Genomic DNA, 25219 nt, shown 5'->3' with positions numbered 1-25219 from the left:
GGCACGATGCATTTTCACCGTGCGTTCGGTCAGGCCCAGGTCATAGGCGATCTGCTTGTTCAGCCGCCCCTCCGCCATGGCGATCAGAACTGAGCGCTGCCGTTCGGTGAGAGCAGCGATCCTTTCCCGTGCATCGCTGCTGCGGTCGTCCCCCACCGCCATCTGCGATCCCAGAAAGTAATCAACGCTGCCGTCCATCCCGAAGATCGGCGCGATCATCAGCGCGTTGCGGAACCGGGTGCCGTCCTTGCGGTAGTTGACGATTTCCACCAGCAGTGGACGTTTGTCGCGGATGGCTTCCCGGATCGTATCGGTCGTCGCGCAATCGCCCGTATCTCCTGCAAGGAAACGGCAATTGCGCCCGACAATCTCATCGCGGTGATAGCCGGTCAGCGTCAGGAACGCTTCGTTGCATTCCACGATAGGATTGTCGGGAAGCCGGGGATTGGTGAGCACCGCAGCCATGGCGCTTTCGGCGATCATTTCGGAGAGGGACATGTGACAAAGCCAGCCAAATGAAGAAAGGTGCCGCAAAGGCGACACCTTCGGTCATGTTGCCCAAATCCTCTCCATTCCGCAAGCTGACGAATCAGCCAGAGAAATTGCCCGCGAAAGCGAAGGACTCGACCGCGTGACGACCGCTCGGCTCCTCGCGCTCCTGGAGCGCTTCTGGCAGCACCGATTTGTCGCCCTGTCGCCCGATGGCAGTGGCGGCCTCTATGCGGTAGCGTTCGGGGACCGAAAGCTCCGCCCGCGCCTTGTCGAAATCGACGCCCGTCATGCCGTGCGCGTGGTAACCCAGCCGTGTCGCTTGCAACGCCAGCAGCGCCCAAGCCGCGCCAGCGTCGAAGCTGTGGCTGTGCGACGGTTTGTAATCGTCCGACCCGGGTGCAGCCATCAGAGTGTCGGACAGGATGAAGACGATCGCCCCGGCATTCTTCACCCAACTCTGGTTGAAGGGTGCGAGCAAGGCTAGGAAACGTTCCCAGTCGGCGCTGTCGCGATGGGCGTAAAGGAACCGCCATGGCTGGTAATTGAATGCCGACGGAGCCCATCGCGCGGCATCGAAAATGGTTTCGAGATCGTCCTGCGTAATGGCGGACCCATCATAAGCGCGCGGCGACCAGCGCTCCAGAAAAAGAGGCTCGACGGAGCGGTGCGTGTCGCGATTGGGAATGGCCATGCGGTCTCCTGATAAGGGAAGCGATAGAGAGGCACCCATGTAGATACGCGACGCTCAAAGGGAAGAGTGGATCCGGGCCTGTTCTCCAAAGAGCGGCGGTGTGCACCGGGCCATCGAGACCGCCTCGTCCCCGTCGCGCTCCAAAAGAACCACGGCGGGTTCGCGCAGCAGCGCCTGCGACAGGCGGGCGCGCCATCGATTGAACAATCCCTTCCGGTCCAGCTGGCCTGTCATATCGTCTCCTATGCCGACTCGAGCGGCTTATCTATGGATGTTATAGACAAAGCGCGCGCAAGCAATGCTTGTTCCCTTCGCAGCCCGGCTTTGGGCGGCAGGCGTGTCGCGCGATCACGGTAACTGGCAAACTCGACCTGAGGAGTTCGGCGCCTTCGACTGCCAGCTCAGCGTAGCCGTTCGGGCACGGATGCTGCCTCTGCCACGATATTCTCCTTCGCCGCGCCCGCTTCCCAAGGAAACACGAACCAGCGCTTGTCGCTATCGCGGTCGATCGTTTGCGCCCAGTAATCGACGCTTGCGCGCGACCGGATATTGTTGAGCAGCACGGCGAAGCGCAGGTTGCGCGCGTCGTAGCCATGGTCGCCGAGCAGGCGGCGCACATGGGCGATGGTGCCCCCGCTGTCGTTGATATCGTCCATGATCAGCAACTTTGCACCTGCGGCGCTCTTGGCCGCCACTTTGCCCAGCAGTTCGTCGGCGAAACCGGGCACCTTGCTGCTATGATCGACGGAAAGCATCGGCAGGTTGAGACGATGCGAGACGTAGACCGCAGGGACAAGCCCGCCACGCCCGATGCCGATCAGATAATCGGGCCGCCACGAGTCTGCGGCCAGAACGGCTGACAATGCCGTCACATCGGCAAGGAACGCGTCATGCGATATGGAAAAAAGATCGGGCTGCGCCGCGTGCGTCATGGATCGTCCGGTGATGGCTGATTGGGATTGGTCGGTCGATTACTGGCTTCCACTCGACATCACAATGCCGCGCGATCATGCCGCATCCCGGTCATAGCCCAATTGTGCGAAGCCCGCTTCGATTTCGCCCAGCGCCATTGCAGCCGCATGGGACGGCATGCGCACGCTTGCGGTACAGAGCGCCAGCGTCAGCGGGCGCAGGATCGGATCGGACAGGCGGGCAAAACCGAGTCTTTCCTCCTCCACCTCCGGCGCAACGTCGATGGAGGTGAGGATGCCAAGGCCCGCCCCCTGCATCACCAGCGATGCAATCATCTGGCTATGGTCGCAGGTCGCGACGCGAGTGGGCGACAGGCCTGTCGCACCTTCCAGCGCCGCCAATTGTTCGCTGATGACGAGCGGATGAGCCGGCACGATGAGCGGAAATCCCGCGCATGCGGAAAAGCGCACATTCCGCTTTCCGCCGAGCGGGTGACCGGGCGGCGTTGCGACCCCCAGCACCACTTCGACAAATGCGCGCACCACCAGATCGCGATAGCTGTGCGGGTCGAGCAGGATGCCCATGTCCGCCTCCCCCGAAGCGACCGCCGCGCGCACTGAATCGTTGCCGAGCACGCTGATGCCGATGCCGATACCGGGATGACGCGCCTGGATTGCCGATACCATGGCGGGTACCGCTCCCCTGGCGAGCGCGTCGATGATCGCGATCTGGACATGGCCGCGTCGAAGCCCCTGCAAATCGGCGATCTGATCGCGGACGTCGCCCAGCTCCTTCTGCCAGCGCCTGCCAGCCGCCATCATGATCTCGCCCGCCGCCGTCAATCGCAGCCCGCTTGGCAGCCGTTCGAACAGTGGCGCGCCCAGTTCCGCCTCGGCATTCAGAAGCTGGCGATCGACGGCGGACGGCGAAATGCCCAGATCGTCCGCCGCACGACGGATCGAACCATGGTGGCCGACCGCCATGAAGTAGCGCAGGAACCGCGACAGGGCGGGCATCGATCACCTGATTTCGTGTGAGGGTTTCAAACCCTGCTCCCGCCTTTGGGCGATCAGGTCAAGTCCTTCAGCGATCGAGATCGATGGCCTGCCCCTCCGCCTGGGGCAACGCCGCACCCATGATCTTCGCCAGCGTGGGCGCTACAGCCCGCATGTCGATGCGGCCAAGATCACGCCCCTTGGCTACGCGCGGCCCCATCACCATGAAGGTCGCGTCGAGAGGAACGGGGCCTGGCAGATAGCCGTGCATCCCCTTGACCGGGGTGCGCGCGACAAGCGGTGCGGACGCCCCGCGAAAAATATCGGTAACGAACCCGGGCTGAAGGTTGACGAGGAAGGTCGCTTGCGGGGCTGCCCCAACTTTCGCGATGGCCGCTTTGTCTAGTACAGCGGCAATGCCGTTTGCAGGATTGGCGGCCAACCGGTCCAGCAGCGCCTTCGTCCGCGCCATGGCTCCTGCATCGTCGGGCCGCGCGAGCAGGATTGCCGCCGACCCGCCCATGATCCAGGGCATCGCCTGCCAGGACGCAACCTTCCCGTCCTTGTCGAGCACGATCAGCCCCGCGTCGATAAACGCGCGAAAGAAGTTGATGCCGCTATGCGTCGCTTCAAACCCATGATCGCTTACAAGCGCGATGACGGCGTCGGGATGCACCTTGCGCTCGGCGGCGACCAGATCGCCGACGATGGCGTCGATCTTCTCCAGCACAGCCTTTGCCTGCGGCGTGTCGGGACCGGACATATGCTCTTCGTGATCGAGCGCGGCCAGATAGACCGTCAGGAAGTCGGGCCTGTGCGCCGCGATCAACGCGGCGGCGAAGCGACCCCTGTTTTCGTCGCCCGAAACGCTTTCGTCGATGCCCATCGCGTAGCGTTGCCCGCTTGCCGCCTCCAACTCGCCTTTAAGGCCCGGCGTCGCCAGCGCGTCCAGCAGCTTGGCGTCGTCGGGATGGCCGGTACGCCAGATCTGGGGCAGATTCCAGGTCACCCCCTTCGCCGCGACGCTGACGGGCCAATGGACATTGCCGGTAGAAAGGCCGGCCTTGGCAGCCGCTTCCCAAAGCGTGGGAACCTTGATGTCCTGCGCGTACCAGTACCAGCCGCCCTGATTGATATTGGTCGGATCGAAGCTGTTGTTGGCGACGATCCCGTGGCGCGCGGGCGATGCCCCGGTCAGCAGCGTCGTATGACTGGGATAGGTCAGCGTCGGCGCGACGCCGACTACTCCTGACGCATGGGCCCCTTCGGTCAGGAAGCGTCGCAGGTTGGGAAGGTCAAGCCCGCGCTCCCGCGCTTCGATCACGTCTGCGGGGCGCAACCCGTCGATCGAGATGAGGAGCAGTGGTTCCGCCATCGCCGCGCCGGGCGTCATCGCGGCGATGAGGAAAGGGATGAGGGCGGACTTGCCCATGATCAGAACCCGGCCTTAAGGGTGGCGAAGAACTGTTGCGGCGCGCCTACCAGCAAAGTCTGCGCGTCGCCGCTGTTGCCGAAGCCGCCCGATCCGATCGTACCGATATAGCGCTTGTCGAACAGATTGGTCGCATTCAGCTGAATTTCGAACACTTTGCTGAAGCGATAGCCGATGGAGGCGTCGACGATCACGCGGCCCGGCACCGACGCATCGTTAGTGTAACTGTAATAGCGGCGCGACATATAGTTGACGCCGACACGAGCGAAGCGCTGCCCATCGTCGAGATACAGTTCGCCCCGCGCCATATGTTTGGGAGCGTCCACCACCGTCTTGCCTGCGATCGCCGCCACCAGCACGCCGTTGCCGTTGCGGACGTCGTCGCGGTAGGTGGCGTCGGTGTAGCTGTACGAGCCGTAGATGCCCCACCCGCTGCCCAGCTTCACGTCGCCTGCCGCCTCGACGCCGACCGCGCGCACGTCGCCGACATTCTGAAGCGCGGACGGATTGCCCTGAATCGCCGAGCCTACCTGCACTGCGAGCAGCCGGTTCTTGAAGTTGACGAGATAGGCGCCGAGCGTGCCGTTGAAGACAGGGTTGTGGAAGCGGAGGCCCGTCTCGAACGTGTCCGACGTTTCAGGTTTCAAATTGCCGCGAATCGCGTCGAAACCCGCCTGGTTGGTCGAAAACGGCCCGGTCGTCGTCGCCGACGCAAAGGCGCGCGTCACTTGGCTGAAGCCGCCGTAGATTTCCGCCTCCGGGCTCAGTTCGACAGCGAAGCCTGCGGTCGGCTGAAACCAGTCGGTCGCGTCGATCTTGCCCTGCGGGAAAGTGGCGGAAACGATCGCTTCCGCCTTGTTGGTAACCTTGAACCCCTTCCACCCCAGGTTGAGGGTCACCATGCCAAGGTCGATCTTGTCCTGCACATGATATTGGAAAGTGTCGGTGGTGAAATCGAATTCCCACTGGGTCGCGAACGGATTCCTGGGATAGTCACGGAAGGAAAGGCCGGGATCGGTACGGCTGGCGAGCGCATAAAAGCGGCGGGCCTGATCGAATTTGTTGTTTTCATACCAAGCGCCGACGTTCAGCGTCTGGATGCCGATGACATATTCGAGGCTGCCGAAAACACCGTAACGGTCCATCCCATATTCGGTGGTGCGAACCGAAATCGGCACGCCGTTGGGGCTGGGAACATAAGGGGTCGCCCACAAGCCCATGCCCTTGTTATGATGATAATAACCCTTGATCCTGAACGTTAGGGCTTCGGCCAGCGGGGTGGTCAGGCCAATGGCACCCAGCCAGTCCTTACGTAGCCCCGCCGCATCGTAATAGGCGTCGTCAGCGCTGGTGACGTTACCAGGATAGACCTGCCCTGTCGCCACCCGCGCGCCGCTATAGTCATAGAGACCATCGGGGAAAGGCGACCCGCCCCGATTGTTCACCCGATCCACGTCGTTGAGACGGCTGGCATAGTCGATGGCACGGGCATAGTCGGGATATGTATTATCCCATTTCCAGCCGAGGCGGCGGATCATGTTCATCGACATGTCCTGATAATCCTGCTCGCGCCGATCCGAATAGCTCAGCCAACCGTCGATCTTCGCTTCGCCGACCGGGATCACGAGCTTGGCGTTACCCATATGCTGGTCCTGGACACCCTGTCCCTTCCACTTGTCGGTGGAGCCATAGCCGTAGGACACATATCCGCGCACGCCGTCCCTGGTGCCGAAGTTCAACCGCCCAAAGCCACGAACGGTGTCGTTGCTGCCATATGTGCCGTTGAACTGCGCGCCGAATTCGCCGGTCGGGTCCATCGAAAAGGTTTCGACCGTTCCGCCCAGATTACCGGTCGACTGGGTGCCGAGCGATCCTGCGCCCTGGCTGACACGCACGCTGCCGATATTTTCGCTGCTGATGGCGCGGGTGATGTGCAGGCCATTATGATTGCCATAGCTCATGTCGCCCAGCGGAATGCCATCGAAGGTAAAGCCGAGCTGGTTCTGGTTGAAGCTGCGGATGGTGACCCGCTGCGACCATTCATAATTGCCGAAGGGATCGGCGGACTGGAAATTGACGCTCGGCAATTTTTCGATTGCCTTGAGCGGATTGGTACCGGGGGTAAGGATGGTGATCTCCTTACCCTGCAATTCCTGCACCTGGCGGGTTTCGCCGCGCCCGAACACGACGATGTCGGCACTCGCTCCCGCGTCGGCAGCCGCTGCGGCATCGGCCGGTGCCGTGTCCTGCGCAACGGCGGCAACCGGCGCAAGCGCGCTGGACGCAAGCAGCAAGAATATGGTGATACGCATGGATGTCCCCCTGTTGGACGAGATGTCGCATGCGCCTCTATTCGTGGGATGTTTCACGGCCGTGGGATTTGTTTGACCGCTTGAAGTCAACGTCGTGACAAAGCTGTCACAGACGGAATTGCACGGATTCGCTCGCCAACCCGTCAAGCTGCCCCAAAGAGCGGGGAAAGGTGCCTGAACTCAAAAGCTTGTCGTGCGTTGACCTCCTATACCAGAACAGGAGGCTGCCATGACCATTTCCGTTACCTTCCCCGATGGCAACATCCGCGACGTGCCGAGCGAACTGCGCCCGAGTTACGATCCCGCAGGGGCTATGCCTTTTCGCCATGCACCTCTCGATTGCGATCCGCGCTGGCGGTTCGTGGAGGGCGTCTCAGGATGGGAAGCGCAACCGCGCCATGGATCGCTATCGATCTTCAACAGCGTGATCGGCGAATGGTGGCGCAATGTTGCTGTGATGGCCGATACGCCGGTCGATCAGGGCCGTCACAAACCGCCGCAGGCGGCCTAAACGGGATCACCCACCGCCCGTTTCGGCCATTTCCATGAATGTGCGCGCAACGTCGCGGTCAGCCTCATTACTAAACGTCGAATCCAGTCCGGGCGCTTCACCAAGCAGGAACAGAAGCGACCAGAGCGCGAACCGATAACCGCGATCCGTTTCGAGACCGAGGTCTACGCGCATCCTTTCGATCCCTGCGGCCAGCGCATCCGGCGGGACTGCATCCAAATCTTCAGTGCCGAAATAGCGCCTTAGCTGATCGTCCAGTTGCACGCCTATGCCTCGTCAGTTTTGCATCGCGCACGGTACGATGGCTGCGGGGTCGGGGCGCGCTGCGATGCGACGAAACCGTGCCAGATAGCCGCCTGCCGTAGGCCGGGGGATCAACTGCTCCATCCTGAAGCCCATCGCCGCCAGTTCGCAAGCCAGCAGCCGGGGCGGCGTGCCATGTTGCGCAGTCGGCCTGTCGGCGTCCACCACGATCAGTTGGCCATCCTTTTTAAGGGCAGGGCCAAGGTTCCACAGGAACGCGTAAGGCTCTGCGATCTCATGATACATATGGACCATCAAAATGCGGTCGAAGCTATTTTCGGGCAGCTTCGGGTTTTCCGTTGCGCCAAGCTTGACACTCACATTGCCCCAGTTCTCGCGGGTGATGCGCCGTGACAACGCCTCGATGACCTCGGGCATAATGTCTTCGGCCAGCACCCGTCCGTGGCTGCCCACGCGCCGCGCAAGACGTACCGTATAATAGCCCTCGCCCGCGCCGATGTCGGCCACCGTCATGCCCGGGCGGATGCCCGTAAGATCCATGATGTCATCGGCTTCGTTGACACGGTCGCGCGCCTCTTCGCTCGACCAACGGGTCGACACGATCGGCGCGACCGGTCGGTCGGCGCGGGGAAAGGCCCGTGCGCCGGCGGGGCGGTCGGCATCCGCTTCATGAGTCAAGCCGTCGCAGGCGGCCAGCAGGGCAAGGATACCCGCCAGTGCCGCCATGACGCGCATCAGTCGACATCCTCCACATCGACTTTCTCGCCCGTCACCTTCTGCGACAGAGCTGCCGCCATGAAGGGGTCGAGCGCGCCATCGAGCACATCGTCGGGCGACGTGGACGTGACGCCGGTGCGCAGGTCCTTTACCAGCTGGTAGGGTTGCAGCACGTACGATCGAATCTGATGGCCCCAACCGATTTCGGTCTTGGCCTGATAGTCGCTCGACGCCGCTTCTTCGCGCTTGCGCAGTTCCGCTTCGTAAAGCCGTGCCTTCAACATGTTCATCGCGGTCGCACGGTTCTTGTGCTGCGACCGGTCATTCTGGCTCGCTACGATGATGCCGGATGGCACGTGGGTAATGCGGACGGCGGAATCGGTCGTGTTGACGTGCTGCCCACCCGCGCCCGAAGCGCGATAGGTGTCGATCTTGAGATCGCTTTCCTTGATTTCGATATCGATATCGTCGTCGATCACCGGATAGACCCAGACGGACGAGAAGCTGGTATGCCGTCGCGCGCTGCTGTCATAAGGGCTGATGCGGACGAGGCGGTGCACGCCGCTTTCGGTCTTGGCATAGCCATAGGCGTTCTCGCCCTTGAACAGGAAGGTGGCGGACTTGATTCCCGCTTGATCCCCCGCCTGGTAATCGACGAGTTCGACCTTGTACCCGCGCCGTTCCGCCCAACGACGATACATGCGGCTCAGCATTTCGGCCCAGTCCTGGCTCTCGGTGCCGCCAGCGCCTGCGTGAATTTCGAGATAGGTGTCCGCGCCGTCCGCTTCGCCCGACAGCAGCGCCTTGATCTTGTCGTCATCCGCCCGGTCCGCAAGCGCCTTGAGCGACGCGACGGCTTCATCGACCATGGATTCGTCGGCTTCGGCCTCCGCCATCTCGATGAGTTCGGCGGTGTCGCTTTTCTCGGACTCGATTGCGCGGGTCGCGCCGATGGCGCTGTCCAGCCGCGTACGCTCGCGCATCACCTCCTGCGCGAGTTTGGCATTGTCCCACAGCGTCGGGTCCTCGACGCGGGCATTGAGCTCATCCAGCCGCCGCAGCGCGCGATCCCAGTCGAGCGACTGGCGCAACAGCGCCAGCGCAGCGTCGATACGGTCGATATATTGCTGCGCTTCGGCGCGCATGTCCTGTCTCCGAAAATCTGTCGGCGTCTTAACGCATCAAGCGCCTGCCCCTATCCGAGGGCGGCGGATTTGGGAAGGGCACCGCCTCAATAGATGCCGCCCTGCCCTTCCAGAAAATCGGCGTCGCGTTGGCGTCCGCGCGAAACGGCCGCCGCGGCGCGCGCATCGGCGGCCTTGGCCTGGGCTTCCGCTTCTTCCTTGCGGATCGAACGGCGCGGCTCGGTTTCTGGCTTGAAGGCTTCCCAGATGACGGCGGGCTTGAGATCGGTGCCTGGCCACACGCCATAGACGCGCTTGCCCGACCGGCGATCGATGGTGACCATGCGGATGCCGGCGGGTGCGACGAAAGGCGTCTTGGGCATCGTTTCGAGCACCGGCGCCATCGCTGCCTTCCAGATCGGCGCAGCGACCCGCCCGCCCTGCGCCCAGCCGCCCAGGCTGCGCGGCTTGTCATAGCCGATATAGACGCCCGCGACGAGATCGGGCGATCCGCCCACGAACCAGACGTTGGTGGGGCCGTTGGTCGTGCCGGTCTTTCCGAACAGCGGGCGATTGAGGTCGTTGAGCACCGTCGCGGTGCCGCGCTGGATCACGCCTTCGGCGATATGCACCACCTGATAGGCGGTCATGGGGTTCATGACCTGCTTGCCTTCGAAACCGAAGCGCGGCATCGGCTTACCGTCCCAGTTCGCCATGTTGCAGCCGTCGCATGGATGCCAGCGCTGCGGCCAGATCACCTTGCCGCGCCGGTCCTGTACATAATCCATGACCTTGGATGGCTGCTGCCTGCCCTGGTTGGCGAGTGTCGCGTATGCGTTCACCATCCGCTCGACCGTCGTTTCTCCCGCGCCCAGTGCGAAGGAGAGATAGGGTTGATAGTCGCCGATCCCGACATTCTTGATCGTGCGCACCACCCGGTCCATGCCGGTCTGGCTCGCCGCGCGCACGGTCATGAGGTTGCGCGACTGCTCGACGCCCCAGCGCATCGTCTGCGGCCCCGCGCTGCCCCCCGAGAAATTGCGGAAGCATTTCTGCCCCAGCCCCGCGCCCTGATAGACGCACAGCGGCCCGTCGACGATGATCGAGGCAGGCGTCATCCCGCCGTCGAGCGCGGCGGCATAGACGAAGGGCTTGATGGTCGACCCGGGCTGACGCAACGCCTGGGTCGCGCGATTATAGGATGACAAACGGGAATCGAAGCCGCCCTGCATCGCACGGATGCGGCCTGAATGGACTTCTTCCGCAACCATGCCGCCGGATACTTCGGGAATGTTGCGCAGCGCCCAATTGCCGCCGTTGCGCGTCACGACAATGAGGTCCCCTGCCTTCAGCGCGGAAAAGGCAGGCCCGCCGGTGCGGCGGTAAGGCGTCTGCGCGGCACCTGCGGGCAGAACCCCGGTGCTGCCGTCGGCAAAGCCGATCTGCGCCTCGCTGGACGATCGGCTGATGACGGCGGCGACGCGCCATTCGTCGTAATCGACGCTGATATAGCTGGCCGCCAGTTCCCGCTCCCACCCCTTGTCCGGGTCGATATGCCCGACCGGCCCCGACCATCCGCGCCCGGCATCGAAGCGCAACAATCCGGAGCGCAGTGCATCCTTGACATGATCCTGGACCACCGGGTCGTAGGGACTGCGCACCCACAGCCCCCCGGCATAGACACTGTTGGGGCCGTCCGACGCTTTTTCTCCGAACAGCTGGATCAGGCGACGGCGCACCTCCTCCATATAATAGCCGCCCGCGCGCGCGTCGAAGCTTGAGCCATGCGCCGCTACGGTGCCGAGCGGCTGCGCCTGCGCGGCGGCCCGTTGCGCGGCGGTAATCCAGCCTGCCCTTTCCATCTCGCCCAGCGCCCAATTGCGACGATCCAGCGCGCGTTCCAGCCCGGTCGGGCTTTCGGGACGATAATTCGCCGGTCCCTTGGGGAGGATGGCGAGATAGGCCATCTCGTGCAGCTTGAGGTCCGCGACATCCTTGTCGAAATAGGCGCGCGCCGCCGCCTGGACGCCATAGGCGTTGCGGCCGAGAAATATCTGGTTGAGGTAGAGTTCGAGGATTTGCTGCTTCGAGAGCACATTCTCCATGCGCCAGGCCAGGATCATTTCCTTGACCTTGCGGGTGGGGGAATATTCGTCACCGATGAGCAGGTTCTTGGCGACCTGCTGCGTAATGGTGGAGCCGCCGCGCGCACGCTGCCCCGATCCCAGCTTGCTTGCATAGTCTAGCACCGCCGCACCGAAACCGGTCACATCGACGCCATGATGCTCGAAAAAGCCCTTATCCTCCGCCGCCAGATAGGCCCGGATCAGCAGTGGGGGATAGTCGCTATATTGCAGTTGCACCCGCCGCTCGCGCGCATAGCTATGCACCGGCTGCCCATTGATGTCGCGCACGATGGTGGGCAACGGAGGCTCATATTCGAGCAATGAGGCCGCGTCCGGCAGGCCGCGCGTGAATATCAGCCAGAACAGCGTGATGGCGATCAGAAAGGCGCCAAGCGCAATCGCCGTCCAGCGCACCAGACGCCGCCCGAACATCGGGCGCAGCCGATCCATGAAGCCCCCCGCGTCGCGGCGCAGACGGTAGGCGATGGACGTGGGGGCGGGTTCGGAACGGGCCTCTTCCATGGAAACGAGGCTCTAGGGTCAAAATGCGCGCAAGGCCAGCGGCGTTTCGACGGCCCGACCCGGCTTTATCCTCCAGCCGCGCCACCCCGCATCGCCAGCCGCCGCGCGAAATGCACGTCGATGGCCCGCGCCACGCCGCGCGCGATCTTTTCCCGCCCTTCGCGGGAGCCGAGGAAGGCGGCATCGTCCGCGTTGCTGATATAGCCTGTCTCGAACAGCACCGATGGCGTGTCGGGGGCTTTGAGCACCATCAGCGAAGCAAAGCGGTGCCCCGCATTGCGGAACGGAACAAAGGGCGATGCCTCGCGCTGGAGCAGCCGAGCGAAGCTGGCCGAAACGTTCATGGACTCGCGCTGCGTCAGGTCGATGAGGATCGAGGACACATCGCCCGACTGGCCGCCCAGATTGACGCCGTTGATGATGTCGGCCTTGTTCTCCCTGGCCGCCAGCCGTGCCGCTTCGCGATCCGACGCGGTTTCCGAAAGGGTGTAGACGGTCGCACCATGCGCCTGCGCATTCTCCGCTGCATCGGCATGGATCGAAATGAAGAGGTCCGCCCCAAGTTTGCGCGCGATGCCGTAACGCTCCTGGAGAACCAGAAAACGGTCATCGTCGCGCGTCAATGCCACGCGCACTCGCCCGGTGCGGACGAGCTGATCGCGGATCGCCTGGGCGATCGCCAGCGTCACGTCCTTTTCGCGCTGCCCCGTGTCGCGGTTGATCGCACCGGGATCGTGGCCGCCATGTCCCGCGTCGATCACCACCAACGGTCGCGCCCCGTCACGCGCGCCCTCAATCGGTGGCAAGGCAATGCCGCGCGCGGGCGCCGGGATAGGAACAGTGATCGAATGAAGCCGCTTTTGCGGACGCGCTGCCATATCGGCGGGCGCGTCGAAGCGCAGCCGCCCCTTGCCCACTTCGCTACGGAAACGTTCCTCGCTCACGACCTTGAGCGCGAAACGCAGCGACTTGCCATCCGCCGCGATCCGGGGCGCGCCAAGCGTGGCAGGAACCGCAAGGTCCAGCACCACGCGCGCGGTCTGCTCGTCAATCTGTCCCTGCCGCACGCCGGTGACGCCGCCCGGCCCCGGCGCGAAGCGTGTCCGGCCCATCTGCGCGCCGTGGATATCGAGCGCGATCCGGCGTGGCGCATCCAGCAGGAAAGCGGACGCGCCCTCGATCCCGTCGTCGAAACGCACCGTCACCGCGTCATTGTGCACATCGACGCCCGCGATGCCGCCCGCGCCGCCGGGCGTCGAAAGCGCCATAAAGCCTGCAACAGCGATGCCCTGGATCATGCGTCGCTTGTGCAACGCGCGGGCGCGGCCCGTCCAGCCCCTCTTCATACCGATCATCCGTCTTCAGCGTCCCCACGCTGAATCCCCGATTAAGCATTGCGACGTATGAGTCGGGTAAAACGGGCTGGTTAACGCTTGCTTCACCATATGATGCGCATGACGGCAGGGGGCGGACCGCGGCGTCACATTATTTACGTCAGCCGTTGCCCCGGGGATAGTTGACTGCTACCCATTCACATTCCCGACAGGTTTGTCCTTGCGAAAGGCGACTTTACGGGGTCCCGATATGGTATCGCCGGACCGATCATCGTGTCCGCGCCGATGCCGCAAACAGGTTGACGCTGCATGAGGCATGATTTTCCTTCCACGCTTGCCCCGGTGACGGGCGCAGCGGCGTGGATGGTTTCGCCCGGCGCGATGTCCGGCCATGCCGACGCAGCAGACACGCAGTTTTTCCTTTTAAACCGGATGATGCCGGCACCTGCGCCCTTATCGGCGCGCGCGCGGCCATCCCTTCATGATCGCGTGGCGGCGCGGCCCCGTGCCGCAGCCCGTCCACGCCGGAGACTTATCAATGACAATGCGTATGCTGATCGACGCGCGCCACCGGGAAGAGACCCGGGTCGCGGTCGTCAAGGGTAACCGGATCGAGGAGTTCGATTTCGAATCGGCCGAGCACAAGCAGCTCAAGGGCAATATCTATCTCGCCAAGGTCACTCGGGTGGAACCGTCGCTTCAGGCGGCGTTCGTAGATTACGGCGGCAACCGTCACGGCTTCCTGGCTTTCAGCGAAATCCATCCGGACTATTATCAGATCCCGCGCGAGGACCGCGAGGCGTTGCTGCGCGAAGAACGCGCACATGCCGAGGAAGAAGCCGCGTTGCGCGCCGACTATGATGACGAGGATGACGATCATCATGGCGAAGACGGCGTGGAAGTCGTCGAGGCGACGCATCATCACGATGACGAAGAGGTAGCCGAGGAGCCGGCGGACAGCGAGGGCGACGCACCTCGCGGTAACCGCCGCAAGGGCGGTCGGGGCGGCGACGAAGCTGCGGACGAACTGCGCCGCAAACGCATGGCGCTGCGCCGTCGCTACAAGATTCAGGATGTCATCAAGCGCCGCCAGGTGCTGCTGGTGCAGGTTGTCAAGGAAGAGCGCGGCAACAAGGGCGCAGCTCTTACCACCTATCTGTCGCTCGCTGGCCGCTATTGCGTCCTGATGCCCAACACCAGTCACGGTGGCGGCATTTCGCGCAAGATCAGCAACGCCGCCGACCGCAAGCGGCTGAAGTCCATCGTTGCGGAAATGAGCCTGCCCTCGACCATGGGCTGCATCGTGCGCACTGCCGGGCTTCAGCGGACCAAGCCGGAGATCAAACGCGACTTCGATTATCTTGCCCGCCTGTGGGACGAAATTCGCGAAAAGACGCTGCAATCGGATGCGCCTGCGCTGATCCACAATGACAGCGACCTCATCAAGCGCGCGATCCGCGACATCTACAACAAGGATATAGAGGAAGTCATCGTCGAGGGCGCGGAAGGCTACAAGGCCGCGCGCGACTTCATGAAGCTGCTGATGCCGAGTCATGTGCGCCGGGTGACGCAATATGCCGACCCCATTTCCCTTTTCCAGCGCGCCAGCGTCGAGGATCAGCTGGCGGCAATGTACAACCCCGTCGTACAGCTCAAATCGGGCGGCTATCTCGTCATCAACCCGACCGAAGCGCTGGTGTCGATCGACATCAACTCGGGCCGTTCGACGCGCGAACATGGGATCGAGCAGACCGCCGTCGCCACCAACCTGGAAGCCGCGCGCGAAATCGCGCGTCAGCTGCGCCTGCGCGACATGGCGGGCCTCGTCGTCATCGACTTCATCGACATGGAGGTGAACTCCAACATCCGCAAGGTCGAGAAGGCAATGAAGGAGGCGCTGAAGGACGATCGCGCCCGCATCCAGGTCGGTCGCATTTCGGGTTTCGGCCTTATGGAAATGAGCCGCCAGCGCCTGCGCACCGGCGTGCTGGAAGCCTCGACGCGCCAGTGCCCGCATTGCGAGGGCACAGGCCTTGTACGCACCGCTTCCTCCGCCGGGCTTAGCGCGCTGCGCATGCTGGAGGAAGAAGCAGCGCGCGGTCGCGGCTCGCTGCTTACTCTGCGCGCCAGCCAGGAAGCGGCCTTCTACGTTCTCAACAACAAGCGCCGCGAACTCGACGAGATCGAACACCGCTACGGCGTGCGGATCGAAGTCCTGCCCGACGGCGAAATCGAGGGCGCGCGCATGTCGGTGGAGGCGGGCGGCCCCCGCCCCGAGCGCGTCGTCGACTACACGCCTCTCCCGGTCGAGGACGACGATCTCGACATCGTCGAGGAGGAAGACGAGGAAGAGGACGAAGTCGAGGATAGCGAGGCCGAGACCTCCCGCGAGGATCGCGGCGAGCGTGGTGAAGATCGCGAGGGTGGCCGCCGCCGCCGCCGCCGCCGTCGCCGCCGGGGCGGTCAACGCGACGAGGCGCAGGTTGACGAAGCGACCGAAGGCAATGACGGCGCTGAGGAAAGCGGCGACGAAGCCGAAGCGGCCGACATCGACGACGCGGCCGAGGCTCCGATCGACACGGCTTCCGACGGCAACGACGAGGAAAATGGCGCGCGTCGCCGCGGTCGTCGGGGCCGCAGGGGCGGTCGCCGTCGCCGCGAAGGCGGAGACGATGCCGTCACCGCGCAGGAAGAGACAGCCGAGGTCGAAACTGCCGAACCGGTTATCGACACGGTCGAAGCAGTCCCTGCCGAAGAGACGCCCGAACCGGTCGCCGAGGACGCGCCCAAGACTCGCCGACGCCCCCGCGCCCGCAAGGCCAAGGTTGAAGGCGAGTCCGTGACAGAAGCGACCGAGACCCCGACCGAAGCGCCGGTAGAGGCCGCGCCTGAGCCGGAGGCCGAAGAAGCGCCCGTCAAGCCCAAGCGCACCCGCCGCAAGAAAGCGGACATCGTTGCGGAGGAAGCAGCCGCCGCCGCAGTTCCGGCCACGGGCGAAACCGAAGCTCCGGCAAAGCCCAAGCGCACGCGTCGCAAGAAGGCTGATCCGGTGGTGGAAGTTGCCGATGCCGAAGCCGCCCCGCAGGCGAATGCCGATGTCGCCGTGACCGACGACGCTCCGAGCGAGGTGGAAACCGCCGATGCTGGCGACACGGCCGAAGGCGCGCCCCGTCGCGGCTGGTGGCAGCGCACCTTCGGCCAATAAGGCCGGAAAGGATCGTGAAGAACAAGCGCCGCTGCCCGCCCGGTTTCGATCGGAGTGCAGCGGCGCTTCGCATGTCCCGTCGCTTCAGGACAGGTTCAGTTGCGTCCTGTCATGGCTCGCACCCGATGCGCCGCCTGTTTCAGTTTCTCGCCGTCATGCTTGCCTCGCTGGCTCTCATGGCCCGCCCCGCGCTGGCGCAACAGATTCTGCGCGATGCGGAAACCGAAGCGTTCATGGCGGACATGTCCGCTCCGCTGGTCAAAGCGGCGGGCATGGATCCGCGCAACGTCCAGATCATGGTCATCAACAACCCTGACATCAACGCCTTCGTCGCGGGCGGACAATATGTCTGGGTACACAGCGGCCTCATCGCCCAGGCAGACAATGTGAACCAGCTTCAGGGCGTCGTCGCGCACGAGCTTGGCCATATCGAGGGCGGGCACATCATCCGTTCGGGCGAGGGGATCAAGGAAGCCACCGGCATCACGCTGCTCAGCCTCGTGCTGGGCGCGGCCGCCATAGCGGGCGGTGCGGGGGAAGCGGGCATGGGCCTCATGGGCCTTGGCCAGCAGGCAGCGATGAGCAAGTTCCTTGCCTTTTCGCGCGCGCAGGAAAGTTCTGCCGACCTTGCGGGGGCGCGTTACCTCCATACTGCCGGGATCAGCGGCAAGGGCAGCCTCGACTTCTTCAAGAAGCTCCAGAACCAGGAATATCGCCTCGCCATTCCACAGGACAACAGCTACGGGCGCACCCACCCGCTTTCGGGCGAGCGCATCCAGGTCCTACGCGAAGTCTACGAACCCGATCCCGCGTGGAACAAACCGGTCGATCCCTATCTCGAAGCCCGGTTCGAGCGGATCAAGGCGAAGCTCATCGGTTTTGCGTCCGAGCCTAGACAGACGCTCATCAAATATCCTGAAAGCGACCTTTCCATTCCCGCGCATTACGCCCGCGCCTACGCATGGCATAAAAGCGCCTATCCAGATCGCGCGCTGGCGGAGGCGAACGCGCTGCTCGCGGGGATGCCGCACGATCCCTATTTCCTGGAGCTGAAAGGGCAGATCCTTCTGGAAAGCGGCAAGCCCAGGGAAGCCATCGCCCCCTTGCGCGAAGCGGTCAAGCTCACCAACCAGCCGCTCATTTCCACCCTGCTGGCCCACGCCCTGATCGCGAGCGAAGACGAAGCCAATTTCGCCGAAGCCGAACAGGTGCTGAAGCTTGCGGTAGCGCGGGACAGGGAAAATCCCTTTGCCTGGTATCAACTGGGCGTCGTCTATGAACGGCGCGGCGACACGCCCCGCGCGGCACTGGCGACGGCGGAACGCTATTCGATGATCGGGCAGGATCAGATGGCGCTGCGCAGCGCAGACGCCGCGATGCAGGGGCTCAAGCCCGGCACGGTTGACTATCTGCGGGCGCAGGATATCGCGATGGTTTCACGTGCGGCGATCGAGCAGCACCGGAAGAAAAGATAGACATGACCGATCAAAACCGGCCGAGCTTTCGGGCCGCTCTTTCCAACAGGACCATGCAGATGACCCTTGGCGGTTTCGCCTTCATCGCGGCTGCCGCCGGCGCCGCCCTTGCCTCACACGGCCCCGCCGCCGTCAATCCGACAGACAAGGCTACGATCGAAAAGATCGTGCACGATTATATTCTGGAGCATCCCGAAATCATCCCGCAGGCCGTCGAGAAGCTTCAGGCCAAACGGATGTCGGGCACCATCGATTCCCATCGCAGCGCTATCGAGAAACCCTATGCTGGAGCATGGGAAGGCGCTGCGAACCCCGATGTAACGGTGGTGGAATTCTTCGACTATGCCTGCGGCTATTGCCGTGCGTCGCTGCCCGATCTTGCAAAGCTGGTCGGGTCCGATGCGAAGGTCCGCATCGTCTATCGTGAACTGCCGATTCTGTCGGAAGAAAGCGGCAATGCGGCCAAGGTCTCGCTCCTCGCCGCCGAGCGAGGTCAATATATGGCCTATCACAGGGCGCTCTATGCCGCCGGGAAGGTGACGCGCGACACGATCGTCGCCGCTGCCGCGAAGGCGGGAATCACGAAATCGGAAGCGGAAGCCGCCATCGCATCGTCCAGATATGACGATGAAATCGCGTCCAACATCGCCCTTGCGCAGAAATTGCAGGCGACAGGCACGCCGACCTTCGTCATCGGCGATCAGGTATTGAACGGCGCAGTGGGTTTCGACGCTCTCAAGGACGGGGTGGCGAGCGCGCGCGGCCAATGAAGCGGACCACCCCGGTGAATCTGCGCCCTGGCTTATTGACTTCCTACCCCCCTTTCCCTATCGGACGCCCCCTGACCCGAGCGGCCGCTGCATCAGCGGCCCTTTTTCGTCACGCCCGATTCTTGTTATCTGTTTGAGGAATGAACGATGAAGCGCACCTTTCAGCCGAGCAATCTGGTTCGGAAGCGCCGTCACGGTTACCGCGCCCGCATGGCGACACCGGGCGGTCGCAACATCATTCGCGCCCGCCGTGCACGCGGTCGCAAGAGCCTGAGCGCCTGATCTCAACGCCGGAAAAGCACGCCGCGCCGGTCATGATGGTCCGGCGCGCGGATTTTCTGGCGGCGAATCGCGGTCGCCGCGCCCCCATGCCGGGCTTCGTGCTGCTGGTGCGCGAGCGCGGCGATGGCGACCCGGCGATGCGCTATGGCATCACGGTAACGAAAAAAGTCGGCGGCGCTGTCATTCGCAACCGGATGAAGCGCCGCTTTCGCGTTCTCGCGCGTGAATTGCTCCCGGTTCATGGTATTGCCGGTGCGGATTATGTGCTGATCGGTCGCGACGGCGGGATCGAACGCGATTTTTCCCTGCTGCATTCGGAACTGGTCAAAGCGCTCGGTAAGGTCATGAGCCGACCGCAGGGTGAAGCGCGCGAATCGCGGCCTCATCACGGGCGTGGGCGTGGGCCAAAGCCCGCCCCGGCAACGGCGCACCAACCGGCATGATCGCGCGCATCCTCATACTCCTTGCGCGCGGTTGGCAACTCGGCCCCTCCCGCATCCTGCCCCCCACTTGCCGCTACGCGCCTTCCTGTTCCGAATACGGTATCCAGGCGGTCCGTAAATATGGCGCGATCAAGGGTAGCTGGCTGGGGCTCAAGCGGCTAATGCGATGCCATCCATGGGGCGGGTCGGGCTACGACCCGGTGCCCTGACACGACAGATCACCATACGGCGGAGCCGAACAGACGTGGACGACAAGAAGAATATCATTCTGGCGGTGCTGCTGACCGCAGCGATCCTGTTCGGCTGGCCCTATGTGTCGCAACATTTCTTTCCCGTCGCAAATCCGCCCTCAACGAAAATCGAGGGCGGCAAGCAGGTGGCCGTTCCCAATCCCGCAGCCGATCCCGCAGCCGATAGCCCCGCCGCCATCCGCGACCGCGCCATCGTCCTGCGAGAAAGCCCGCGCGTGCCTATCCGGACGCCCAAGCTGGCCGGCTCGATCAACCTTAAAGGTGCACGAATCGATGATATCGTGCTGCCGACCTACAAGGAAACCATCGCAAAGGATTCGCCCGACGTCCGTCTCTACAGCCCGTCGGGATCGCAGGATGCTTATTTCGCAGGCTTCGGCTGGCAGGGCGAAGGCACGCGCTTCCCGGATGCGAACACCGTATGGACCGCGAACGGCACGGCGCTGACGCCTTCCACGCCCGTGACCCTGAGTTGGAATAACGGCGTGGGGCAGCTCTTCGAAATCCGCCTGACGGTGGACGATAAATACATGATCTCGGCCGAGCAGAAGGTGTCGAATAACGGCACCGGCGCGGTAGGCGTGAAGCCCTACGGCTATATCAGCCGCGTCGGCCATTCCAAGGACCCCGATACCTGGACCATCCATGTGGGCCCGATGGGCGTGTTCAACGGCGCTGCCAATTACGACGTCAACTACAAGGACCTCGACAAGGGCCCTTCGTCCCAGAGCTTCCAGTCGAAGGGCGGCTGGATCGGCTTTACCGACAAATATTGGCTCTCCGCCTTGGTGCCTGGGACCGATGCCGACTTTGCAGGCAAGTTCCGCAAAGGTGCGGGAATGCAATATCAGGCGGACGCAGCGCTCACCCAGACGATGCTGGCACCCGGCAAGGCCGCCACACAAACCCTGCGCCTTTATGTCGGCGCGAAGGAAGTGAAGACGCTCCAGGCGTATGAGCGCGCGGGCGTGCCGCTGTTCGACCGGGCCATCGACTGGGGTTGGTTCTACTGGTTCGAGCAGCCGATCTTCGCGCTGCTGCACTGGCTCTTTACGGTCATCGGCAATTTCGGCGTAGCCATCATCTGCCTGACCTTCTGCGTGCGCGCCCTGATGTTCCCCGTCGCTCAGCGCCAGTTCGCCAGCATGGCGGCAATGCGTGCGGTGCAGCCCAAGATGAAGGCGCTGCAGGAAAAATATAAGGACGACAAGCAGCAGCTTCAGCTCAAGATGATGGAACTGTACAAGCAGGAAAAGGTGAACCCGCTCGCCGGCTGCCTGCCCATCTTCATCCAGATTCCGATCTTCTTCGCGCTCTATAAGGTCCTCCAGCTGACGATCGAAATGCGCCACCAACCTTTCGTCCTGTGGATCAAGGATCTGTCCGCACCCGATCCGCTGCACATCCTCAACCTCTTCGGCCTGCTGCCCTTTACGCCCCCCGCCTTCCTCGGCATCGGCGTGCTGGCCCTGCTGCTCGGCATATCGATGTGGTTGCAGTTCAAGTTGAACCCCGCACAGATGGACCCGATGCAGCAGCAGGTGTTCGCGATCATGCCGTGGATGATGATGTTCATCATGGCACCCTTCGCGGCGGGCCTGCTGGTCTACTGGATCACCAACAACTGCCTGTCGATGGCCCAGCAATGGTGGCTCTATCGCAAGCATCCCGCGCCCGCGACGGCGGTCCCGGCAAAGTAAGGACAAGCGACCCTCCCCTCACCGGGAGGGTCTTTTCGATATGACAGACGACACTCAACCTGACCTGATCGAGGAAGCGCGCAAGCTCTTCGCCGGTCCCATCGCGTTCCTGAAATCCGCGCCGGACCTCAAATTTCTGCCTGACATGGCGGTAAACGAAGTCGCCTTTGCGGGCCGCTCCAATGTCGGCAAATCCTCGCTGCTGAATGCACTCACCAACCGTAACGGCCTCGCGCGCACATCGAACACCCCGGGGCGCACGCAGGAACTGAATTTCTTCGACGTGGGCGATCCACTGCGCTTTCGCCTGGTTGACATGCCGGGATATGGCTACGCCAAGGCACCGCGCGACATGGTGCGCAAATGGCGCTTCCTCGTGAACGATTATCTACGCGGTCGCGCGGCGCTCAAGCGAACGCTGGTGCTGATCGACAGCCGCCATGGCGTCAAGGATGTCGACAATGACATGCTCGACATGCTGGATGCCGCCGCCGTCAGCTATCGCATCGTGCTCACCAAGACAGACAAGATCAAGGCGAGCGCGCTCGATGCCGTCACCGCCGCCACCGCAGATGCGATCCGCAAGCGACCCGCCGCGCATCCGGACATCATCGCCACGTCGAGCGAAAAAGGCATGGGGCTGCCGGAATTGCGCGCCGCCGTGCTAGACAGCGTCATGCAGGGATAAAGGAACGGCGATGACCGACGACGACTATGTCTATGACGACGCCAGCGGCGAATGGATCAGCGCGGCGGAGGCCGCCGCTCGTAGCGAGTCTCCAGAAACCGTGGAGGTCCGGGATGCAGTCGGCAATCTGCTGGCCGATGGCGACCAGGTGACGCTCATCAAGGACCTGACCGTCAAGGGCGCGGGCCAGACGCTGAAGCGCGGCACGCTCATCAAATCGATCCGGCTGACCGGCGACAGCCAGGAAATCGATTGTCGCTTCGACGGCATCAAGGGGCTGGTGCTGCGGGCGGAGTTTGTCCGCAAACGCTGATCCGTTACAGCAGCCGATATTGCCGATCCCCGGACAGTGGCCATCGCCCGACGATATCGTGTCGGGTATGGCCCACATGGCTGCATATCAACACCACGTCTTCCACCCGCCATCCGAAGCCCGCGACGGCCCGTTGCTCCGGGGGGCTTCGGCGATAGAAAAGCGTCTGATGCGGGCTGAATGCCCACCCTATGCGCGATTGCACGCCCGCGCCCTGCATCGCACGCGCAACCTCCTGCCGCAGCGCCAAAAGTCCCCGGATCCTGTGCGACGGCCGCAGCGCCGCCGATCGACCGCCGATGCTCAGCCGGTCGAGCAGCAGGTCGAAGGGCGCCGCACCGATTCCCGCCCCCATCTGCCGCAGCGCCTCGATGCGTTCATAAGGATAGCTGGGTTCGTCGTTCGTGATGCCAAGCGTCACGTGCTGGTTCTCCGGGCGGATACGGTCCGCCGAAGAATCCAGCGTTTCGGCGAAACGATCGATCTGTCGCGCCACCTGCGCAGGTGGTTTCACGGCGAAGAACAGCCTATAAAGCAAGGCGACTGGTGCCTCCATCACGGGGACTCCGAAACCAAAGATATTCGTTCTTCATATGTTCTATTCATGGGAGAGTCGAGTCGATCCGGCAAAGAGACAAGATCGTCCATGTGATAGCGACAATTGACTAGTCTTGGACGACTCGCTAAAGGCGTCCCTCCCCAACAGGCTGGTGAGCGGCGGTGCTTTCATGCACCCGCCGTCTTTTTGCGTCTTGGGGAGCATGAAATGGGCGGCTTCTCCTCGCCAGGGACGAAGCGGCCGGACGCTTTGAGATAGGGTGGCTTGCCGCCCTGTGGAGCAGGAGAAAAGATTACCATGGCACGTATTGCGGGTGTGAACATCCCGACCAACAAGCGCGTAATCATCGCGCTCACCTACATCCACGGCATCGGTCGCAAGACCGCTGTGGACATCGCCGACAAGCTGGGCATCGACCACGGTCGCCGCGTGCAGGATCTGTCGGACGCCGAAGTGCTCCAGATCCGGGAAGCCATCGACGCCGACCTGACGGTCGAGGGCGATCTGCGCCGCGAAACCGCGATGAACATCAAGCGCCTCATGGACCTCGCCTGCTATCGCGGCCTGCGTCACCGCAAGGGCCTGCCGGTCCGCGGCCAGCGCACCCACACCAACGCGCGTACCCGCAAGGGCAAGGCGAAGCCGATCGCTGGCAAGAAGAAGTAAGCGTCGAGGGTCGTTGCGACCCTCCGTTTACATCCGTCTCACGATTTCAGTAGGATAGAGCAAAATGGCACGCGAACCCCAGCGCATCAAGCGCCGCGAACGCAAGAACATCTCGGCCGGCGTCGCCCACGTCAACGCCAGCTTCAACAACACCATGGTGACCATCACCGACGCCCAAGGCAACGCGATCAGCTGGTCTTCGGCTGGCATGATGGGCTTCAAGGGCAGCCGCAAGTCGACCCCCTACGCCGCACAGGTGTGCGCCGAGGACGCTGGCCGCAAGGCCGCCGAACATGGCGTGCGCACTCTCGAAGTCGAGGTGAAGGGTCCGGGTTCGGGCCGCGAATCGGCTCTCCGCGCGCTTCAGGCGGTCGGCTTCCACATCACCTCGATCCGCGACGTGACGCCGATCCCGCACAATGGCGTGCGTCCGTCCAAGCGCCGCCGCGTCTGATTCGCAGCGTGCCGTGATTGGCGGGCGGCGGACGCGTCGCCCGTTTTACCCGTTTGCATCGCCGGAATGTCCTGCCGGGTTCAGGATTTCCAAGCTTTCCGGCCCATCCCCAGGGGAAATACATGACTGTCAACATGAAGAACTGGCAGGAATTGAAGAAGCCCAACAGCCTTGAGATCAAGGCGTCGGGCGACGGCAAGCGCAAGGCGACCTTCGTTGCCGAACCGCTGGAGCGCGGCTTCGGCCTGACGCTCGGCAATGCGCTGCGTCGGGTTCTTCTGTCCTCGCTCCAGGGCGCGGCGGTCACCTCGATCAAGATCGAGAACGTCCTGCACGAATTCTCGTCGCTTGCCGGCGTGCGTGAGGACGTCACCGACATCGTCCTCAACATCAAGCAGGTCGCGCTGAAGATGGAGGGCGAAGGCCCCAAGCGCCTTCAGCTGTCCGCCACCGGCCCCGCCGTGGTGAAGGCCGGCGACATCAGCGTCGTGGGCGACATCGAAGTGATGAACCCCGATCTGGTGATCTGCCACCTCGACCAGGGCGCCACGCTCAACATGGAACTGACCGCCGATGTCGGCAAAGGTTACGTCCCTGCCGTCGCCAACCGGCCTGCGGACGCGCCCATCGGCCTCATCCCGGTCGACGCGCTCTATTCGCCGGTGCGTCAGGTGGCCTACAAGGTCGACAACACCCGCGTGGGCCAGGAACTGGATTATGACAAGCTGTCGCTGACCGTAGAAACGGACGGCACGGTGACGCCTGAGGACGCCGTCGCCTACGCGGCGCGTATCCTTCAGGACCAGCTCCAGCTGTTCGTCCATTTCGAAGACGCGCTGCCCGTCGCCGGTCCTTCGGCTACCCACGCCGCTGCCGCCGCTTCGTCGGAAGGCGAAAGCGACACCAACCAGATCAACCGCTATCTGCTCAAGAAGGTGGACGAACTGGAACTGTCGGTCCGCTCGGCCAACTGCCTCAAGA

Annotated in this window: 26 protein-coding genes; 13 read left to right on the top strand and 13 right to left on the bottom strand. The window is 63.3% G+C overall.

The annotated features are described in order from the left end of the window. The 7 genes from DI606_RS13825 to DI606_RS13795 all read right to left on the bottom strand — a co-directional run. The coding region (locus DI606_RS13825; RefSeq protein ID WP_293984061.1) for a PAS domain-containing protein at positions 1 to 498 on the bottom strand (498 nt) is incomplete at its 3' end. Positions 499 to 589: 91 nt separating this feature from the next. Then, positions 590 to 1183: a nitroreductase family protein gene (locus tag DI606_RS13820; RefSeq protein ID WP_293984058.1), complete on the bottom strand. Its 594-nt coding sequence runs from the start codon at positions 1181 to 1183 to the stop codon at positions 590 to 592. Positions 1184 to 1237: 54 nt separating this feature from the next. Next, positions 1238 to 1417 (bottom strand): hypothetical protein, encoded by a 180-nt coding sequence (locus DI606_RS13815; RefSeq protein WP_293984056.1) that lies wholly within the window; start codon positions 1415 to 1417, stop codon positions 1238 to 1240. A gap of 167 nt (positions 1418 to 1584) precedes the next feature. Beyond that, entirely contained in the window at positions 1585 to 2115 is a 531-nt protein-coding gene (locus DI606_RS13810) for a phosphoribosyltransferase (RefSeq protein WP_293984054.1), read from the bottom strand. Positions 2116 to 2190: 75 nt separating this feature from the next. After that, positions 2191 to 3111, bottom strand: coding sequence for a LysR family transcriptional regulator (locus DI606_RS13805; protein ID WP_293984051.1), 921 nt, complete (start codon positions 3109 to 3111; stop codon positions 2191 to 2193). A 67-nt stretch (positions 3112 to 3178) separates the two neighbouring features. Next, entirely contained in the window at positions 3179 to 4522 is a 1344-nt protein-coding gene (locus tag DI606_RS13800) for an alkaline phosphatase family protein (protein WP_293984048.1), read from the bottom strand. 2 nt (positions 4523 to 4524) lie between these two features. Further along, positions 4525 to 6834, bottom strand: a complete 2310-nt coding sequence (locus tag DI606_RS13795; RefSeq protein ID WP_293984045.1) for a TonB-dependent receptor — start codon at positions 6832 to 6834, stop codon at positions 4525 to 4527. A gap of 229 nt (positions 6835 to 7063) precedes the next feature. Here DI606_RS13795 and DI606_RS13790 point away from each other — a divergent pair, with 229 nt between their 5' ends. Further along, on the top strand, positions 7064 to 7345 hold the full coding sequence (locus DI606_RS13790; RefSeq protein WP_293984043.1) for a hypothetical protein: 282 nt from the start codon (positions 7064 to 7066) through the stop codon (positions 7343 to 7345). 6 nt (positions 7346 to 7351) lie between these two features. Here DI606_RS13790 and DI606_RS13785 read toward each other — a convergent pair whose 3' ends face one another. From DI606_RS13785 to DI606_RS13765, 5 genes are all read right to left on the bottom strand, one after another. Further along, positions 7352 to 7609 (bottom strand): hypothetical protein, encoded by a 258-nt coding sequence (locus DI606_RS13785; protein WP_293984040.1) that lies wholly within the window; start codon positions 7607 to 7609, stop codon positions 7352 to 7354. Positions 7610 to 7621: 12 nt separating this feature from the next. Further along, positions 7622 to 8344, bottom strand: a complete 723-nt coding sequence (locus DI606_RS13780) for a methyltransferase domain-containing protein (RefSeq protein WP_293984038.1) — start codon at positions 8342 to 8344, stop codon at positions 7622 to 7624. Further along, the gene (gene prfB / locus DI606_RS13775) at positions 8344 to 9471 is read right to left on the bottom strand and encodes a peptide chain release factor 2 (RefSeq protein WP_293984036.1); all 1128 of its coding nucleotides are present in this window, start codon (positions 9469 to 9471) and stop codon (positions 8344 to 8346) included. The genes DI606_RS13780 and prfB overlap by 1 nt, the downstream gene beginning before the upstream one ends. Positions 9472 to 9557: 86 nt before the next feature. Further along, positions 9558 to 12098, bottom strand: coding sequence for a transglycosylase domain-containing protein (locus tag DI606_RS13770; RefSeq protein ID WP_293984033.1), 2541 nt, complete (start codon positions 12096 to 12098; stop codon positions 9558 to 9560). Between the two features lie 65 nt (positions 12099 to 12163). Continuing rightward, positions 12164 to 13444, bottom strand: a complete 1281-nt coding sequence (locus DI606_RS13765; protein ID WP_293984030.1) for an N-acetylmuramoyl-L-alanine amidase — start codon at positions 13442 to 13444, stop codon at positions 12164 to 12166. Positions 13445 to 13970: 526 nt separating this feature from the next. Here DI606_RS13765 and DI606_RS13760 point away from each other — a divergent pair. From DI606_RS13760 to DI606_RS13720, 9 genes are all read left to right on the top strand, one after another. Then, positions 13971 to 16637, top strand: coding sequence for a ribonuclease E/G (locus DI606_RS13760; RefSeq protein ID WP_293984027.1), 2667 nt, complete (start codon positions 13971 to 13973; stop codon positions 16635 to 16637). 125 nt (positions 16638 to 16762) lie between these two features. Continuing rightward, positions 16763 to 18112 carry a M48 family metalloprotease gene (locus DI606_RS13755; RefSeq protein WP_293984024.1) on the top strand — a complete coding sequence of 450 codons (1350 nt, stop codon included), beginning with the start codon at positions 16763 to 16765 and terminating at the stop codon, positions 18110 to 18112. A 2-nt stretch (positions 18113 to 18114) separates the two neighbouring features. Further along, entirely contained in the window at positions 18115 to 18882 is a 768-nt protein-coding gene (locus DI606_RS13750; protein ID WP_293984021.1) for a DsbA family protein, read from the top strand. A gap of 147 nt (positions 18883 to 19029) precedes the next feature. After that, positions 19030 to 19164 carry a 50S ribosomal protein L34 gene (gene rpmH, locus DI606_RS13745; RefSeq protein ID WP_006959075.1) on the top strand — a complete coding sequence of 45 codons (135 nt, stop codon included), beginning with the start codon at positions 19030 to 19032 and terminating at the stop codon, positions 19162 to 19164. A gap of 35 nt (positions 19165 to 19199) precedes the next feature. Further along, positions 19200 to 19607: a ribonuclease P protein component gene (gene rnpA, locus DI606_RS13740; protein WP_293984064.1), complete on the top strand. Its 408-nt coding sequence runs from the start codon at positions 19200 to 19202 to the stop codon at positions 19605 to 19607. Further along, positions 19604 to 19816 carry a membrane protein insertion efficiency factor YidD gene (gene yidD / locus DI606_RS13735; RefSeq protein ID WP_293984004.1) on the top strand — a complete coding sequence of 71 codons (213 nt, stop codon included), beginning with the start codon at positions 19604 to 19606 and terminating at the stop codon, positions 19814 to 19816. Before rnpA ends, yidD begins: the two co-directional genes overlap by 4 nt. A gap of 35 nt (positions 19817 to 19851) precedes the next feature. Further along, entirely contained in the window at positions 19852 to 21558 is a 1707-nt protein-coding gene (gene yidC / locus DI606_RS13730; RefSeq protein WP_293984002.1) for a membrane protein insertase YidC, read from the top strand. Between the two features lie 40 nt (positions 21559 to 21598). Further along, positions 21599 to 22246: a ribosome biogenesis GTP-binding protein YihA/YsxC gene (gene yihA, locus DI606_RS13725; protein WP_293983999.1), complete on the top strand. Its 648-nt coding sequence runs from the start codon at positions 21599 to 21601 to the stop codon at positions 22244 to 22246. A gap of 10 nt (positions 22247 to 22256) precedes the next feature. Beyond that, complete coding sequence (locus DI606_RS13720) at positions 22257 to 22559, top strand: alkylphosphonate utilization protein (RefSeq protein WP_293983997.1); 303 nt, start codon at positions 22257 to 22259, stop codon at positions 22557 to 22559. Positions 22560 to 22563: 4 nt separating this feature from the next. Here the strand turns inward: DI606_RS13720 and DI606_RS13715 are convergent, their stop codons facing one another. Then, positions 22564 to 23073, bottom strand: a complete 510-nt coding sequence (locus tag DI606_RS13715; RefSeq protein WP_293983994.1) for a 2'-5' RNA ligase family protein — start codon at positions 23071 to 23073, stop codon at positions 22564 to 22566. Positions 23074 to 23415: 342 nt separating this feature from the next. Between DI606_RS13715 and rpsM the strand changes: the two genes are divergently transcribed. The 3 genes from rpsM to DI606_RS13700 all read left to right on the top strand — a co-directional run. Further along, positions 23416 to 23784: a 30S ribosomal protein S13 gene (gene rpsM / locus DI606_RS13710; RefSeq protein WP_293983991.1), complete on the top strand. Its 369-nt coding sequence runs from the start codon at positions 23416 to 23418 to the stop codon at positions 23782 to 23784. A 64-nt stretch (positions 23785 to 23848) separates the two neighbouring features. Further along, positions 23849 to 24238 carry a 30S ribosomal protein S11 gene (rpsK, locus tag DI606_RS13705; RefSeq protein WP_004208752.1) on the top strand — a complete coding sequence of 130 codons (390 nt, stop codon included), beginning with the start codon at positions 23849 to 23851 and terminating at the stop codon, positions 24236 to 24238. Positions 24239 to 24360: 122 nt separating this feature from the next. Then, positions 24361 to 25219 (top strand): DNA-directed RNA polymerase subunit alpha (locus DI606_RS13700; protein WP_293983988.1); only part of this gene is annotated, 859 nt, incomplete at its 3' end.

The sequence above is a fragment of the Sphingobium sp. genome, assembly GCF_003248505.1.
GTDB lineage: Bacteria > Pseudomonadota > Alphaproteobacteria > Sphingomonadales > Sphingomonadaceae > Sphingobium.
Note: the sequence above shows the minus strand (reverse complement) of the source record. Positions and strands in the feature narration are given on the sequence as shown.

Coding starts and splice junctions, on each gene's coding strand:
- DI606_RS13770 (WP_293984033.1), bottom strand. CDS start 12,098: ATGGAAGAGGCCCGTTCCGAACCCGCCCCCACGTCCATCGCCTACCGT.
- DI606_RS13750 (WP_293984021.1), top strand. CDS start 18,115: ATGACCGATCAAAACCGGCCGAGCTTTCGGGCCGCTCTTTCCAACAGG.
- DI606_RS13760 (WP_293984027.1), top strand. CDS start 13,971: ATGACAATGCGTATGCTGATCGACGCGCGCCACCGGGAAGAGACCCGG.
- DI606_RS13800 (WP_293984048.1), bottom strand. CDS start 4,522: ATGGGCAAGTCCGCCCTCATCCCTTTCCTCATCGCCGCGATGACGCCC.
- yidD (WP_293984004.1), top strand. CDS start 19,604: ATGATCGCGCGCATCCTCATACTCCTTGCGCGCGGTTGGCAACTCGGC.
- rnpA (WP_293984064.1), top strand. CDS start 19,200: ATGGTCCGGCGCGCGGATTTTCTGGCGGCGAATCGCGGTCGCCGCGCC.
- DI606_RS13805 (WP_293984051.1), bottom strand. CDS start 3,111: ATGCCCGCCCTGTCGCGGTTCCTGCGCTACTTCATGGCGGTCGGCCAC.
- DI606_RS13780 (WP_293984038.1), bottom strand. CDS start 8,344: ATGCGCGTCATGGCGGCACTGGCGGGTATCCTTGCCCTGCTGGCCGCC.
- DI606_RS13795 (WP_293984045.1), bottom strand. CDS start 6,834: ATGCGTATCACCATATTCTTGCTGCTTGCGTCCAGCGCGCTTGCGCCG.
- DI606_RS13810 (WP_293984054.1), bottom strand. CDS start 2,115: ATGACGCACGCGGCGCAGCCCGATCTTTTTTCCATATCGCATGACGCG.
- DI606_RS13720 (WP_293983997.1), top strand. CDS start 22,257: ATGACCGACGACGACTATGTCTATGACGACGCCAGCGGCGAATGGATC.
- yihA (WP_293983999.1), top strand. CDS start 21,599: ATGACAGACGACACTCAACCTGACCTGATCGAGGAAGCGCGCAAGCTC.
- DI606_RS13790 (WP_293984043.1), top strand. CDS start 7,064: ATGACCATTTCCGTTACCTTCCCCGATGGCAACATCCGCGACGTGCCG.
- DI606_RS13815 (WP_293984056.1), bottom strand. CDS start 1,417: ATGACAGGCCAGCTGGACCGGAAGGGATTGTTCAATCGATGGCGCGCC.
- rpmH (WP_006959075.1), top strand. CDS start 19,030: ATGAAGCGCACCTTTCAGCCGAGCAATCTGGTTCGGAAGCGCCGTCAC.
- rpsM (WP_293983991.1), top strand. CDS start 23,416: ATGGCACGTATTGCGGGTGTGAACATCCCGACCAACAAGCGCGTAATC.
- DI606_RS13755 (WP_293984024.1), top strand. CDS start 16,763: ATGCGCCGCCTGTTTCAGTTTCTCGCCGTCATGCTTGCCTCGCTGGCT.
- DI606_RS13765 (WP_293984030.1), bottom strand. CDS start 13,444: ATGAAGAGGGGCTGGACGGGCCGCGCCCGCGCGTTGCACAAGCGACGC.
- DI606_RS13820 (WP_293984058.1), bottom strand. CDS start 1,183: ATGGCCATTCCCAATCGCGACACGCACCGCTCCGTCGAGCCTCTTTTT.
- prfB (WP_293984036.1), bottom strand. CDS start 9,471: ATGCGCGCCGAAGCGCAGCAATATATCGACCGTATCGACGCTGCGCTG.
- rpsK (WP_004208752.1), top strand. CDS start 23,849: ATGGCACGCGAACCCCAGCGCATCAAGCGCCGCGAACGCAAGAACATC.